Annotated in this window: 13 protein-coding genes; 5 read left to right on the forward strand and 8 right to left on the reverse strand. The window is 67.0% G+C overall.

Annotated elements, in window-relative coordinates:
- Positions 1 to 14 precede the first annotated feature (14 nt).
- The 4 genes from ACIPVK_RS11645 to paaI form a co-directional block, all read right to left on the reverse strand.
- Positions 15 to 716, reverse strand: coding sequence for a nicotinamide mononucleotide transporter (locus ACIPVK_RS11645; RefSeq protein WP_407612137.1), 702 nt, complete (start codon positions 714 to 716; stop codon positions 15 to 17).
- 88 nt (positions 717 to 804) lie between these two features.
- Positions 805 to 1,422 carry a TetR/AcrR family transcriptional regulator gene (locus ACIPVK_RS11650; protein WP_407612138.1) on the reverse strand — a complete coding sequence of 206 codons (618 nt, stop codon included), beginning with the start codon at positions 1,420 to 1,422 and terminating at the stop codon, positions 805 to 807.
- A 109-nt stretch (positions 1,423 to 1,531) separates the two neighbouring features.
- Positions 1,532 to 2,851: an AMP-binding protein gene (locus ACIPVK_RS11655; protein ID WP_407612139.1), complete on the reverse strand. Its 1,320-nt coding sequence runs from the start codon at positions 2,849 to 2,851 to the stop codon at positions 1,532 to 1,534.
- A gap of 48 nt (positions 2,852 to 2,899) precedes the next feature.
- Positions 2,900 to 3,340 carry a hydroxyphenylacetyl-CoA thioesterase PaaI gene (gene paaI / locus ACIPVK_RS11660; RefSeq protein WP_407612140.1) on the reverse strand — a complete coding sequence of 147 codons (441 nt, stop codon included), beginning with the start codon at positions 3,338 to 3,340 and terminating at the stop codon, positions 2,900 to 2,902.
- 247 nt (positions 3,341 to 3,587) lie between these two features.
- Here paaI and ACIPVK_RS11665 point away from each other — a divergent pair, with 247 nt between their 5' ends.
- Entirely contained in the window at positions 3,588 to 3,947 is a 360-nt protein-coding gene (locus ACIPVK_RS11665) for a hypothetical protein (protein ID WP_407608255.1), read from the forward strand.
- A 71-nt stretch (positions 3,948 to 4,018) separates the two neighbouring features.
- Here ACIPVK_RS11665 and ACIPVK_RS11670 read toward each other — a convergent pair whose 3' ends face one another.
- The 3 genes from ACIPVK_RS11670 to ACIPVK_RS11680 all read right to left on the reverse strand — a co-directional run bounded on the left by ACIPVK_RS11670 (position 4,019) and on the right by ACIPVK_RS11680 (position 9,023).
- The gene (locus ACIPVK_RS11670; protein ID WP_407612141.1) at positions 4,019 to 5,089 is read right to left on the reverse strand and encodes a GNAT family N-acetyltransferase; all 1,071 of its coding nucleotides are present in this window, start codon (positions 5,087 to 5,089) and stop codon (positions 4,019 to 4,021) included.
- Positions 5,086 to 7,248, reverse strand: coding sequence for a S9 family peptidase (locus ACIPVK_RS11675; RefSeq protein WP_407612142.1), 2,163 nt, complete (start codon positions 7,246 to 7,248; stop codon positions 5,086 to 5,088). The genes ACIPVK_RS11670 and ACIPVK_RS11675 overlap by 4 nt, the downstream gene beginning before the upstream one ends.
- 146 nt (positions 7,249 to 7,394) lie before the next feature.
- On the reverse strand, positions 7,395 to 9,023 hold the full coding sequence (locus tag ACIPVK_RS11680) for an alkaline phosphatase D family protein (RefSeq protein ID WP_407612143.1): 1,629 nt from the start codon (positions 9,021 to 9,023) through the stop codon (positions 7,395 to 7,397).
- Between the two features lie 141 nt (positions 9,024 to 9,164).
- On the opposite strand from ACIPVK_RS11680, the gene ACIPVK_RS11685 reads away from it, so the two are divergent.
- The 3 genes from ACIPVK_RS11685 (at position 9,165) to ACIPVK_RS11695 (ending at position 12,994) form a co-directional block, all read left to right on the forward strand.
- Entirely contained in the window at positions 9,165 to 10,595 is a 1,431-nt protein-coding gene (locus tag ACIPVK_RS11685) for a serine hydrolase domain-containing protein (RefSeq protein ID WP_407612144.1), read from the forward strand.
- 243 nt (positions 10,596 to 10,838) lie between these two features.
- Complete coding sequence (locus ACIPVK_RS11690; RefSeq protein WP_407612154.1) at positions 10,839 to 12,239, forward strand: amino acid ABC transporter substrate-binding protein/permease; 1,401 nt, start codon at positions 10,839 to 10,841, stop codon at positions 12,237 to 12,239.
- Positions 12,236 to 12,994, forward strand: coding sequence for an amino acid ABC transporter ATP-binding protein (locus ACIPVK_RS11695; RefSeq protein ID WP_407612145.1), 759 nt, complete (start codon positions 12,236 to 12,238; stop codon positions 12,992 to 12,994). Before ACIPVK_RS11690 ends, ACIPVK_RS11695 begins: the two co-directional genes overlap by 4 nt.
- A 108-nt stretch (positions 12,995 to 13,102) precedes the next feature.
- Here ACIPVK_RS11695 and ACIPVK_RS11700 read toward each other — a convergent pair whose 3' ends face one another.
- Positions 13,103 to 13,897, reverse strand: a complete 795-nt coding sequence (locus ACIPVK_RS11700) for a polysaccharide deacetylase family protein (RefSeq protein ID WP_407612146.1) — start codon at positions 13,895 to 13,897, stop codon at positions 13,103 to 13,105.
- 218 nt (positions 13,898 to 14,115) lie between these two features.
- On the opposite strand from ACIPVK_RS11700, the gene ACIPVK_RS11705 reads away from it, so the two are divergent.
- Positions 14,116 to 14,544, forward strand: a complete 429-nt coding sequence (locus tag ACIPVK_RS11705; protein ID WP_407612147.1) for a DoxX family protein — start codon at positions 14,116 to 14,118, stop codon at positions 14,542 to 14,544.
- The last annotated feature ends 18 nt before the right edge of the window (positions 14,545 to 14,562 follow it).

The raw sequence follows: 14,562 nt of genomic DNA on the forward strand, positions 1-14,562 counted from the left end.
GTGCTGGGTTGCGCCTATGCCGTGTAGGGGCTCGGCGGGTATTTCGCGTTCTTGGCCTGGTCGGCGTTGATCGCGTTTTCGGTGGGCACGTTCCGCCAAGCGAACCAGCCGTAGATGCCGGCCAGCGCCTGGAAGACCGTGACGCCGAGCAAAGCCAGCGCAGGGTTGGTGCCGAAGAGCACGGCGACATAGACAATGGCCGAGACGGTGCCGGCCAACCATGCCCAGCGGTACCCGCACGCGATGCCGATGAGGGCAACGACCAGTGCGGCCTCGGCGACGAAGGAGATCCACAGGGAGGCGGTGCCATCGGTGAAGATGAACCCGGAGGTCAGCATGGGGCCCATCCTCAGGGCGGTGAAGACCAGCACCAGCAGCGCGCCCACCAGCAACGAATTGATGCCGAAACCGCGCTGGATGACCTTGCGGCCAAAGCGTCCGGAATTTTCAAAGCGGGAGAAGCGCCACAGACCAAATGCGGCGGCCAGCAGTGCCGGCACGGCGTACAGGAGCATGGACGCCTCGAATTGCAGGGCGATGACCAGGGGTCCGGCGAAGACCGCGAGGATCTGGGCCCACCAGCCAAGGTCGTTGCGCCTGGCCAGCACCACCATGGCAATGCAGCTGAGCAGCGCCGAAACGGCAAAGAGTGCCACCTGGGTTCCGGAATCGGTTCCCGGGGCCTGGGAGAAAAGATTGTAGAAAAGTTCGTCCACGAAGAATACTGCCTATTCACAAAGAAAAATGGTGGGGGCGGTGCGATGCCTCAACTATTGATCGTAGCGCGACTTGCTGTGGCGAACCTTATTTCCCGTTCTGGTGTAAGCCATCGAACATCATGGTGATGGCGTGTTCTTCGACCTGCTCGGCGGTGACGTTGCCGTCTTCCCTGAACCACTCGACCAGCGAGTTGATGGTGCCGAAAAGCAGGCGGGTGGTGGTGCGCGGATCGATGTCGGAGCGCAGCGAGCCTTCGTGCTGGGCCTCGACCACGAGATCCGAGACGCGGCGGTCCACCGCGCGGCGGCGCTCCAGGGCGTCGCGCTCGATCTCGGTGTTGCCGCGCAGCCGCAGCAGCAAGGTCACGTATTGCTGGCGCTTGACCAGCACCCGGATCGTGGAGCGGAGGAAGAACTTCAGGCGCTCCTCGGCGGTGCCGGTGACTGCACGCTCGTCCTCGGCTATGGCCTCGAGGGGAACCAGTGCCTCGTCCAGGGCAAGGCGCAGCAAATCGCCCTTGGAAGGCACATGGTGGTAAATGGCCGACTTGCTGATGCCCAGGTTTTCCGCGAGCTTGCCCATCGACGTCGCATCGTAGCCGTGCTTGTTGAATACTTCCACGGCGATGGACAGGACGGAGTCCTGGTCGTATCCGGGGCGGCCACGTTTGGTCGGTGAGGAGTTGGCGATGCTGGCAGTCATGATTCCTCATTCTCTCACGAACGGTCGGTCCGGAAATCGGTGGCGGTAATGGTGCGCTGCGGGCGGGGATGCGGCTACACCGTTCCCCGCCTGCAGAGCAACGGTGGACCTACTTGTTGCGCAGGTCGTAGATGCGGCGCAGCTTGCCCGAGGAACGGGCCAGGGATCCCGGGTCCACGACGTCGATGGCGCAGGATGATCCGACGTGGATCTTGATTTGCTGGGCAAGTTCCTTGCCGGCGGCCTCCGCACGGTCGGAGGTGCAGTCCTCGCGGCGTTCGATCTTCACCGCAAGCTGGTCCATGCGCCCGGGGCGGGTGATCTCCAGCTGGAAGTGCGGGGAGAGGCCGTCGATGCGCAGGGCGATCTCCTCGATCTGGGAGGGGAAGAGGTTGACCCCGCGCAGGATGATCATGTCGTCGCTGCGCCCGGTGATGCGGCCCATGCGGCGGTGGCCCGGACGGGCGGTGCCTGGCAGCAGCCGGGTGAGGTCGTGGGTGCGGTAGCGGATGATCGGCAGGGCCTGCTTGGTCAGCGAGGTGAAGACGAGTTCGCCGTGTTCGCCGTCGCGCAGGACCTTGGTCGGGTCGAAGGCATCGATGATCTCGGGGCGGAAGTGGTCCTCCCAGATGTGGCTGCCGTCCTTGGTCTCGTTGGATTCCCCGGCGACGCCCGGGCCCATGACTTCGGAGAGGCCGTAGATGTCGCAGGCGTCGATGTCGAACATGACCTCGAGCTCGTGGCGCATTTCCTCGGTCCACGGCTCGGCACCGAGCACCGCGACCTTCAGCGAGGTCTTGCGGGGGTCCAGGCCCTGGCGCTGCATGGCATCGCCGATGGTGAGGAGATAGGTCGGGGTGCACAGGATCGCATCCGGCTCGAAGTCGTTGATCAGGGTGATCTGCTTCTCGGTCTGGCCGCCGGACATCGGGATCACGGTGGTGCCGAGGCGTTCGGCGGCGGCATGTGCCCCCAGGCCGCCGGTGAACAGCCCGTAGCCGTAGGCGTTGTGGACCTTCCAGCCGGGTTTGACGCCCGAGAGGCGCAGGCAGCGCGCACCCATCTTGGCCCAGTCGTCCAGGTCCTGCTGGGTGTAGCCGACCACGGTGGCCCGGCCGGTGGTGCCGGAGGAAGCATGGATGCGGGCGACCTCGTGCTGCGGGACGGCGAACATGCCGAACGGGTAGGTCTTGCGCAGGTCTTCCTTTTCGGTGAACGGGAACTTGGCCAGGTCGGCCAGTTCCTTGAGATCGCTCGGGTGCACGCCCGCGGCATCGTACTTTTCCTTGTACAGCGGGACCCTGTCGTACGCGTAGGCCAGCGTGTCCTGCAGTCGCGTGAGCTGGATCGATTCGATCTGGTCGCGGCTCATGGTTTCTTCGGGATCCAACGGGTTGGGCAGTTCGATCCGGGTGGAAGTCTGGGTCATGATTTGGCCTTACGTGCGATGTTGTGGGAGGTGGGGGGTGTCGGGGGCTCAGGGGCGCTTGGGGATGGTGCGGGAGCGGCCTCGGAATTCGGCCAGCACCTCGTCGTCGGCGTCCGGGACGCTCTGGAGGACCTGGATGTCGTAGATGCCGCTGCGCCCGGATTGCTGGCGGCGGTTGGCCACGGCGGTCAGGGTCCGGCCGGGGATGCCGGGCTTGAGGAAGTTGATATCGACGCCGGCGGCCACGGTGATGGTGTCCGGGGAGCCGGTGTGCGGGTTGCATGACATGGCGAAGGCGGTGTCGGCGAGGGCGAAGATCATTCCGCCGTGGGCGATGCCGAATCCGTTGAGCATTTCCTGGCGCAACTCCATGGAGATGGTGGCGTGCCCGTCGGCAACCTTCAGCACCTCGATGCCCAACCATTTGGCCGCATAATCGTTTCTCAGGATGGGATGCATCAGTGGTGCATCGACGCCAGTGTCGCTCATGAAGGACCTCTCAGTTATTTACCGAACGATCATTAGGTAATCCTGAAATGTGAGATAAGTCAAGACGGGAGGGTCGGATTCCCGAGTTTCCGCGGGACATGTCGTCGCCATGTTTCGGCAAATCGGCTGCATGCGTCCAACCGACTTCCCTCGGTGCCGCGGGACGAAAGCCCCTACACGCGGCGAGGGGGCCGGGGCGAGACTGGGAAATGGAATGAATCCATCGTGCCGAAGGAGTTGAGCGTAGATGCGTAGGTGGAGGCGCTGGGAAGACTGGGCCGTGGTTGTCGTGGGCCTGGTCATGGCATTGACACCCTTGTGGTCCGAGGGCATCGGGAATTCCGTGCCGCTGTTGATCACCACCGGGGCGCTGTTGTTTGCGGTCGGCATGGTCAATCTGGGCGGGCCAAACCTGTACGGGATCGAGGTGGGGCAGCTGCTGGCGGCCATGGTGGCCATCATCCTGCCCGGGCTGGGGTCCTTTGCCGGGGCGAATGTCCCGGCGCTGACGGCCTGGATCGGTGGCGGCATAGCCGTGGTTGCGACGTTGCTGGCGATGAAGCCGAGCATCGAAACCTCGCACAAGCTGCAGCACCAGGAAGGGTAGTGCCGCCGGGTCCGTGAATCGGCACTGCACCCGCATGCAACGGAGTCCGCGGTCCCGTCCCCGGGGTGCCGCTACCTGTCCGGTCTTGGCGTGGGCAGGCCGGGCCCGCTTTCGACCGCGCCCTGGTGGATCCTGGCGTAGAGGGCGCGGATGAACGGTTCCTTGGCCTTGTTGTAGTCCATGACCAGCCCGGCGCCGCCGCCGCGTTCATTGGTTGAAGCTGCCGTGGTCCGCTTGATGAGGGCATAGGCGGCGCGGTCGGCCTCGTGCGTGCGCAGCCAGTCGCGGAACGCAACCATCCGGGCGGTCTCCGGGCAGCCCGGGGCCAGGACGTGGACATTGGCGGCCGGAAGGCCCGCACCGGGGCCGGACACCAGGAGCCGGTGGCGGTACCAGCCGGGCTCGCGCAGGCGGAAAACGAATCCCGCCGCCTCAAGCAGCGGCACATACTCAGATTCCCGGTCCGGGTCCTGCACGGTCAGCACCACGTCGACGATCGGCTTGGCGGGAAGTCCCGGCACCGAAGTGGATCCCAGGTGCTCGACCGCCAGCGCACGGTCCCCGAGGGCGCCCCGGATCACCCCGGCGAGCGCAGCGAAGTCCTGCGGCCAGGTCGGTGACGGCGGGAGAACCAACACCGGCGCGGGGGCGGGCTTCCCGCGGATCCACTCGACGCTTCCGTCATCCGGCTCCGGGTCCCGCACCAGCGGCGCGTGGGGCAGCACGCAAAGGTGGCGGCGGCGGCCGGGCCGGCGGGGGTCGGGCGGGGTGTCGGTGCAGTGAAAGCCGATGCCCCGGTAAAAGCCGATGGCGTCCTCGTCGGTGCGTGCCACGACCATGGCGGCCGAAATCTCCCGGACCCGGTGCACCAGCGCGGTTGCCACCCCGCTGCGCCGCTGCTGCGGGGCGACGGCGAGGTATTCGATTTCCACTGCGTGGCGATCCAGGCGCCGGTACGCGGCCAGCGCCGTCGGGGAGCCGTGTCCGTCGACGGCGACCAGCAGTTCCCGGTCCTTGATCTCGTCGAGCAGGGCCTCGAGTTCCGCGCCGGTGGCGCCGGAAGCCGCGGTGAGCAGCGCCCGGAACGCGGGGTTCGTGGCGAACCCCGCGCTGCGGGCGCTGGTTATTTCCGGAGTGTTCATGCGCCTTCGGGGTTCAGGCCCAGGGTGTCGAGGGCGAAGGCGTAGTCCCAGGCGCGGGTCTTCCAGCCCTCGTAGCGGCCCGAGGCGCCGCCGTGCCCGCCGTCCATCTCGATCTTCATCACGATGGGTGCGGTGCCGGTGGTCTCCTCGCGCAACTTCGCAACCCACTTGGCCGGCTCGACGTAGAGCACGCGGGTGTCGTTCAGCGAGGTGACGGCCGCGATCCGCGGGTAGGGCAGGGCCGCGACGTTCTCGTAGGGGGTGTAGGACTTCATGTACTCGTACACCTCCTTCTCCTCGATGGGGTTGCCCCATTCCTCCCATTCCAGGGCCGAGAGCGGCAGGTCCGGGTCCAGGATGGAGGTCAGCGCGTCGACGAACGGGACCTGGGCGATGATGCCGGCGTAGAGCTGCGGGGCCAGGTTGGCGACCGCGCCCATGAGCAGGCCGCCCGCCGATCCGCCCAGGGCCACGATGCGCTTCGGGTCCGCCCATCCGGACTCCAGCAGGTACTTGGTGGCGTCCACGAAGTCCGTGAAGGTGTTCTTCTTGGCCAGCTTCTTCCCGTCCAGGTACCACTGCCGTCCCAGCTCGCCGCCGCCGCGCACGTGGGCGATGACGAACACGACGCCGCGGTCCAGCAGCGAGAGCCGCGGGATGCCGAAGCCCGGGTCCATCGACATCTCGTAGCTGCCGTAGCCGTAGACGAGCACCGGGTTGGGGGATTCGTTGGTGATCTCCGCGCGGCGCAGGATGGTCAGCGGGATCCGGGTGCCGTCCGCCGCGGTGGCCCACTCGCGGGTGGCGCGGTAGTTGGCCGGGTCGTAGTCGTTGACCTGGGTTTGCTTGCGCAGCGACAGGGTGCCGTCGGCAAGCGTGTAGTCATAGACGCGGGCGGGGGTGAAGTCCGAGGTGTAGGAGAGCCGGATCATGGGCGCCTCGAGTTCCGCGTTGGCCAGCGAGGCGGTGTAGAGCTCCTCGTCGAAGGCCGGCTCGACCGCGGGCTGCTGGGCCGCGGTGCCCAGGTGCGCCAGCGGCAGGATCTGGACGCGTTCGGTGGTGTCCTTGCGCACCGAGACGAGCAGGTGGGTGGCGGTGGCGGCGGTGCCCTCGACCTTGACGGAGTCGCTGTGTTCGAGCACCGTTTCCCAGCGCTGCTGCGCGTAGGGCAGCGAAACCTGGTCGGCGCGCAGCAGCGAGACCATGTTGTTCAGCGCCTTGCGGTCGTGCGTGATGACGTAGGCGCGCCCGGAATCCAGGGTGACTGGGTCGGCCGAGTGCAGGATGCGGTGTTCCCGGGAGATGAGCATGACCGGGACCGCCTGGTCGTCGAGCAGGTCCAGGGTGAGGGTCTCGGAGTACTCGGAGTTGCCGATGGAGAGCAGCAGCTCGGTGCGGTCCGCGGAGAGGTCGAAGCCCAGCCACATGCCCGGGTCGTCTTCCTGGAACACCACGGTGTCGGTGGCCGGGTCGGTGCCGAGCACGTGTGCCTTGACCTGGTGGGGTCGCCAGGAGTCGTCGACCACGGTGTAGAAGACGCGTTTGGCGTCGGGGGAGAACGTCAGGCCGTAGAACACGTTTTCGATTTCATCGGGCAGCAGCTCGCCGGTGGACAGGTCCTTGAGGCGCAGGGTGAAGCGCTCGTCCCCGGCGTTGTCCTGCGCGTAGGCCAGCAGCGTGCCGTCCTCGCTGACGGCCATCCCGCCCAGGGAGAAGAAGGGCTTGCCCTCGGCCTCCTGGTTGCCGTCCAGCAGGACCTGCTCGCCGTCGATCGCCACACCCGGCTCGATGTCCGGCGGGGTCCAGTCCGCGGCCAGGTCCCCGGTGTCGGTGGCCGCCACGCGGCAGTGGATCGCGTACTGGGAGCCTTCGGCCGTGCGGGTGAAGTACCACCATCCGCGCTTGCGGGCCGGGACCGAAAGGTCGGTTTCCACGGTGCGCGCCTTGATCTCGTTGAAGATCTCCTCGCGCAGCGCCTGCTGGTTCGCGGTCATGGCCTCGGCGTAGGCGTTCTCGGCCTCCAGGTGGGCGCGGACCTGCGGGCTGTCCTTCTCCCGCAGCCACTCGTAGTCGTCGGTGAACGCGTCCCCGTGGAAGGTGCGGACGCTGGGGACCTTGGGGGTCTGCGGGGCGGCGGGTGCATGCTCGGCGTGGCTCATGGTTCCATTCAATCCGACATGCCGCCAAATGGGCCCATGGCTTCGCCCAACGCGGACAAAAACACTTCCCTCGCGGCAAGCGCCAAGGGAGCGGCCCGGAAGGCCTTGCGGCCCCGGACCCCTCCCTTGGCGCGGGCGGCGTTGGATCAGCGGCGCGGGGACAGCGTGCGGGTGTACTGGACCGCCCCGTTGGCGTTGATGAGCTTCACCGTGAAGGCGGAGCCGTCGCCGGCGACATCCACGTGGCCGAAGTACTGGTGCTCGCCCGAGCGCGGGGAAGCCATCGTGGGCCCGGCCTGCTGGAAGTCGACCCGCGGGCCGAAGGTCCCATCCAGCTTGTTGGGCCCAAAGGAGCCTGCGTTGATGGGCCCTGCCACGAATTCCCAGAACTCGTTGAAGTCGGAGAAGGCGGCGCGCTCGGGGGAGTAGTGGTGCGCCGCGCAGTAGTGCACGTCGCCGGTCAGGAACACCACGTTCTTGATGTCGTGCTTCTTGATCGCCGAGAGCAGGCGGGCCAGTTCCAGCTCGCGGCCCAGCGGCTTGCCGTGCTCGGCGTTGGAGATCGACTCCTGTCCCTTCCCGTCGGGCACGATCAGCCCCAGCGGCAGGTCGTTGCCGATGACCTTCCATGTCGCGTCCGAGTCGCGCAGCGCGTCGATCAGCCACTGCAACTGTTCCTCGCCGAGCAGCGGGGTTTCGGTGGTTTCGAGGCCGGCCGTGTTCTCGCCCTTGTGGGAGCGCATGTCCAGGGCGAAGACGTCCAGGTGCGGCCCGCGACGGATCTGGCGGTAGATGCGGGCGGGCTCGAACCCGGTGCCCGGGCGCAGCGCGCGCCGATCGGCGATCGGCATGTACTCCTGCCAGGCCTGGCGTCCGCGGGCCGCCAGGGTGTCGACCTCGCGCACGGTGTAGCGCGGATCGTCGATGATCTCGCCCGGGTACCAGTTGTTCACGGTCTCGTGGTCGTCCCACTGCGCGATCACCGGGACGTTTGCGTACATGGCCCGCAGGTTGGCATCCATCATGTTGTAGCGGTGGCGGCCGCGGTACTCGTTGAGGGTCTCGGCGACCTTGGAGACCTCCTCGGTGATGACGTTGCGCCAGATGTTCCCGTCCGGCTCGGTCATCTCGGCGGACATGGGCCCGTCGGCGTAGATGGTGTCGCCCGAGTGCAGGAAGAAGTCCGGCTTGGTCGCGGCCATCGCGGCATAGCCTCGCATCCCGCCGATCTCCTCGTTGATGCCGTAGCCCTGGCCGGCGGTGTCTGCGGTCCAGACGAAGCTCTGTGCCGCGGATTCGCGGTTCCGTCCCTTGCCGGGGGCCGGGGCCGTGCTGAAGGAGCCGATGCCGCTCTCGCTGCGCCGCCCCGACTCGTCCTCGAAGTACAGCTCCATCTCGAAGGCAGTGCCCGCGGGCAACCCGCGCGCGTTGATCTTGGCGGTGAAGTCGGTGCCGGCGTGTGCCTGGGATCCGGCGAGCCTCACGGTGCGGGCGAAGCGGCCCTTCAGCGGATTGCCCGCCTCGTCCGCGGCACGCAGGATGGCATGCAGGCGCCCCGGCCCGGAGGCCCGGGACCACAGGACCGCGGAGTTCGTCGAGACATCCCCGGTGGCGATGCCGGAGGGCAGCACCAGGCGGCGGGCGGCCAGCGGGACGGCGGAGGGCCGAGGGGATGCGAGGGCGGCGGGAGCCGCGAACGAGGTCGCGGCGAGGGCGGAGAGCGCGGCGGCGCCCTTGAGGAGCGAGCGGCGGTTCGGGAGCGGGGAGGTATCCATGGATGCCAGCCAACAGCACCCGGGAAACGGGAACCTTGCGCCGCGGTTAACTGCAGCCCAACCGTTGGCCGCGGTGCCGGGAGGCTGCGGCATGCCGGTCCAATGCGCCGCCCGCTTGGCACGGGGTGGCAGGATGGCCTCATGAGCATCGCGCACGGGGCCTCGGGACGGCCGTCCACCAACGCCGTCTGGGAGTCGGTGCTGGCCTACGCGCCGGGCTTCCTGGAGTTCGGCCGCTCGCTGGCACGCCAACCCGGGTTCCAGGCCGCGGTGTCGCTGGACGGGAAACTGCTGGGCGCCTTCAGCGGCGGCCACGCGCGACTCTCGCCGCCCGAGCCCATGACCGACTCGCACCTGTTCCGGGTCGCCTCCCACTCCAAGACCTTCACCGCCACCGCCCTGATGCTGCTGCGCCGGGACGGGTTGCTCACGCTGGAAGACCAACTGGGAAGCTGGCTCGCCGCGCTGGCAGGCAGCGAGGTGGGCGAGGTGACGCTCGGCGAACTGCTCTCCCACTCGGCAGGCATCGTCCGCGACGGGAAAAATGCCGACTTCTGGACCCTCGGCCACCGGTTCCCCGACAAATCCGAGCTCCTTCGGATCGCCGGCAGCGGCAAGGTGCTGGAGCGCAACGAACACTTCAAGTACAGCAACATCGGCTACGGGCTGCTGGGCCTGGTCATCGAGGCGGCCGCCGGGGAAAGCTACGCCGACTTCGTCTCGGCCCGCATCCTGGAGCCGCTGGAGTTGGCGGACACGGGACCTGACCTTGACGCCCGCGCACCGCGCCTCGCCGCCGGCTACGGTCCGCTGGCGCTCGCCGGAGGCAACCACGCGCTGGAGGACCGCACCGAAATCGAACACGTCGCCACGCACGCGCTGGCAGCGGCAACCGGTTTCTACTCCACGGCCATCGACATGGCCGCCTACTTCGGCTCCCACCTCCTCGGGGCAAGCCCCAGCGTGCTGGACGACGATTCCAAGCGGCGGATGCAGCGCAAGGCCGAGGACTCCGGGACGCCGGGGCGCGGCTACGGACTGGGATTCATCGTGCAGAAGGTCGCCGGACGGCAAACCTTTGGCCACAGCGGCGGCTATCCCGGTCACATCACCCGCACCTGGGCGGTGCCCGAAACCGGGGTGGTGCTCAGCATGCTCACCAACGCGGTCGACGGCCCGGCCACCGCCTGGGGCGAGGCGCTCTTTGCGCTCGCGGCGCTCGCCGAGGCACCGATGCCCGATTCGTACGCGGGAATCGACGCCGCGGGGCTGCGGCGCTTCACCGGCCGGTTCGCCTCGCTCTGGGAAGTGGTGGACATCGCCGAACTCGGGGGCAAGCTCTATTGGCTGGTTCCCGGGGAAACGCCCAAGCCCGAGACCGCCAGGCCGCTGGAATACGTGGACGGCACCACGCTGAAATCCGCGGACCCCAACGGCTTTGCCGGATACGGGGAGGAACTGTCCTTCGACCTCGATGAACACGGGGCAGCCGCGGTGCGCGGACCCGGCGGGATCCTCTTCACGCGGCTGGAAGACTTCCGGATTCCGCGCGTGCTGCGGGCCCCGGTATGATGTGTGGTTTTGTGCAGTCCCGCGTCAAAACCAGATCGCGGGGTGCCCGGCCAAAGCGGCCCGCCACAGCGTGGTTGGTATCGTCGGCGGTCACGAGCACCTAGGCTATGACCCGTGTTAGCGCCCTCACACCCCGATGGCGGAAACAGCAAAACTAAGGAGAGTGAACGACCCTTGAAGACGTCCAGTAAGACTCGAGGTCCCCGGACCTGGCTCAGGGCGGTGATTGCCGGGCTCGCGGGCATGTTCCTGCTGCTCGGCGGCGCCGGCGCCGCCCTGGCGGCGCCCGCCGACTCGGGAGTCGAGGGCAAGACCTTCGTCATCGGCACCGACACCACCTTCGCGCCCTTCGAGTTCCGCCAGAACGGCGAGCTCACGGGCATCGACATGGACCTGATGCGCGCGATTGCCGAGGAAGAGGGATTCAAGGTCGAGATCCGTTCCCTCGGCTTCAATGCGGCACTGCAGGCGCTGTCCTCGGACCAGGTCGACGGCGTGATTGCCGGCATGTCGATCACCGACGAACGCAAGAACATCTACGACTTCTCCGAGCCCTACTTCGAGTCGGGCATCCAGATGGCCGTCGCCAAGAACGACGACGAGATCAAGGGCTACGAGGACCTCGAAGGCAAGACCGTGGTCGCCAAGACCGGGTCCGAGGGGGAGACCTACGCCAAGTCGATTGCCGGCCAGTACGGTTTCAACGTCACCTCCCTTGACCAGTCGGCCACCATGTACGAATCGGTGAAGGCCGGTTCCGCCGTGGCGGTCTTCGACGACTACCCGGTGCTCGCCTACGGCGTGGCGCAAAACAACGGGCTCAAGACCGTCACCGACAAGGTCCCCGGCGGTTCCTACGGCTTCGCGGTCAACAAGGGCAACAACACCGCACTGCTGGCGGCGTTCAACGACGGCCTGGCCAAGCTGGAGGCCAGCGGCGAATACCAGCAGATCCTGGACAAGTACCTCGCCGATCCCACCGCAGCGGTCCCCACCAGTTTCTGGGACCTGCTCACCGAGTCCTTCCCCGCGTTGATGAAGGGCCTTGGCAACACCGTCCTGGTGACCGCCATTTCCTTCGCCGTGGCCATGTTCCTGGGCCTGCTGGCCGGGTTCATGAAGATTTCGCACAACATCGTGCTGCGCGGCATCGCCACCACGTTCGTGAACGTCTTCCGCGGCACCCCGCTGCTGCTCTGGGCCTTCATGTTCTACTTCGGCGTACCTCAGCTGACCGGGCAGCCGATGAGCATCTGGGTTGCCGGCGTGCTGACCCTGTCGCTGAACTCCGGTGCCTACGTGGCGGAGATCGTGCGCGGCGGCATCCAGTCGGTGGATCCCGGACAGCTGGAGGCCTCCCGTTCGCTGGGCCTGGGCTACGGCAAGTCCATGCAGAAGGTCGTGGTCCCGCAGGCCTTCAAGATGATGACCCCCTCCTTGATCAACCAGTTGATCATCATGCTCAAGGACTCCTCCCTGCTGCTGGCCATCGGCTTCACCGAGCTGCTCTACCAGGGCCAGCAGATCTACGCGTCCAACTTCCGGGTCACCGAGACGCTGCTGATCGTGGGCGTCATCTACTTCGTCGCCATCATGGCGCTGACCAAATTGGCCAACTTCGCCGATAGGAAGTTCAACAAATGAGTGAAGCAACCGTAGCCTCGCCGCGCGAGGCGAAGATCGCCGTCAAGGGACTGCGCAAGTCCTTCGGCACCAACGAGGTGCTCAAGGGCATCGACGTGGAAATCGCCGAGGGCGAGGTGGTCTGCGTGATCGGGCCCTCGGGCTCCGGAAAGTCCACGCTGCTGCGCTGCCTGAACAAGCTCGAGGAGATCTCCGCCGGCCACGTCATCGTCGACGGCTTCGACGTGACGGACCCGAAGGTCGACATCAACGAGGTGCGCCGCCACGTGGGCATGGTTTTCCAGCACTTCAACCTCTTCCCGCACATGTCGGTGGCCGAGAACATCATGCTGGCCCCGGTGGAGCTGAAGAAGGCGACCAAGGCGCAGGCCCGTGAGCAGGCCTTGAAGCTGCTGGACCGCGTGGGCCTGAAGGAGAAGGCCGATGCCCGTCCGGCGTCGCTCTCCGGCGGCCAGAAGCAGCGTGTGGCGATCGCCCGCGCGCTGGCGATGAGCCCCGGCATCATGCTCTTCGACGAGGCCACCAGCGCGCTGGACCCGGAGATGGTCGGCGAGGTGCTCCAGGTCATCCGCGACCTGGCCGCCGAGGGCATGACTATGGTCCTGGTGACCCACGAAATGGGCTTCGCCAAGGAGATCGGCGACCGCGTGGTCTTCATGGCCGACGGCGTGGTCTGCGAGTCCGGCCCGCCGGCCGAGCTGTTCGGCAACCCGCAGCAGGAGCGCACCAAGGAGTTCCTCTCCAAGGTCCTCTGACCGCGCTGTGCCCCCGGTGGTGCACGAAGGCCCGCGGTGTCCGCCGCTTCCCTCGAAGGGGAACGGCGGACACCGCGGGCCTTTTGCTGGTGCGGGTGGTGCGGGCGGCTATTTTCCGGCCGCGGCCTGCTGGCCGGTCTCGTAGCCGGTTCCGGGCTTGGGGTCGCCCACCAGCTGGGAGACGGTGACGAAGTGGAAGCCGCGGGCCTTGAGGTCGGCGAGCATCGTGGGCATGGCCTTGACCGTGGAAGGGTGGATGTCGTGCATCAGGACGATGGAGCCGGGGACGACCTTCTCGGCGGACTTGATGGTCTTCTTGGCATCCCGGGTCTTCCAGTCGAACGTGTCCACGCTCCACATCGCCACGGGGAGGTCCAGGGATTTCTTCAAGTCCTCCCGAATCGTGCCGTAGGGCGGGCGAATCACCGTGGGGGAGGCGCCGGTGACCTCCTTGATGGCCGCGTCGGTCTTGCGCAACTCGCGCTGGGCGGCGGCAACCGAGATCTTGGCCAGGTCCTGGTGCGACCAGGTGTGGTTGCCGATTTCATGTCCCCTGGCCGCTTCCTCGCGCACGACCTCGGGGAGCTTGGCGATGTCCTTGCCGATGAGGAAGAACGTCGCCTTGGCCTCGTGCTCGTCCAGGATGTCGAGCAGCGACGCGGTGTAGGGGCCCGGGCCGTCGTCAAAGGTCAGCGCCACGCACTTGACCTGGGAGCAGTCCGGTCCCGGCGCCGCGGAGGCGTCGGCCTGCGGGGCGCCCTTGCCGGCCGCCCGTTCCGGCCCGTCCGGCGGGAAGCCCTGCCAGTGGGCGCTGAGCGGGGCGCCGCAGCCGGCCAGGAGCACGGCCAGTGCCGATGCGGAGAGGAACTTAAGAACTTTGGAGCGGGAAACCATGCTGACCATGTTCTCCCGCCAACCTGCAAAGTTCCTCAATCGGCCACGCGTTTCGGCCAATTGTGTCGTTTCTCGCGCGTGCCTGGTGAGGCAAATCTCACATCACTTGAAGGTTCAATAAAAAATATGTCATGGTTGAAGGGAACTTGCGGGCCGGATGATCTGGCCTGCCGCGACCGACCGCCAAGCGCATCTGCGGTTGCGACGAAACGACCCAAGGACTTTTCATGGACACTGCAGTAAAGAACCCCGCGTTGGCCACCGCCGCACAGACCACCCTGCGCATCGTCATCGGTTTCCTCTTCGCCGCCCACGGCTGGCAGAAGTTCTTCCAGTTCACGCTGGACGGCACCACCGCAGCATTCGGCCAGATGGGCGTGCCCGCGGCAGGCCTGGTGGCACCCGTGGTCGCAACCCTGGAAATCGTCGGCGGCATCGCCCTGATCCTCGGCGTCCTCACCCGCATCTTCGCCGTGCTGCTGACCGTGAACATGCTTGGCGCATTGTTCCTGGTGCACGCCCCCGCAGGTGTCTTCGTCGAGGTCGGCGGCTTCGAGCTCGTGCTGGCCTTGGCCGCCGGCGCCGCAGCCATCGCGCTGATGGGCCCGGGTCGCATGTCCGTGGACCGCTTCATGCTTCCCCGCATCGCGGCCTAGTTCCCGGGGCGCGGACGA

Source organism: Paeniglutamicibacter sp. MACA_103 (genome assembly GCF_045798555.1).
Classification (GTDB): domain Bacteria; phylum Actinomycetota; class Actinomycetes; order Actinomycetales; family Micrococcaceae; genus Paeniglutamicibacter.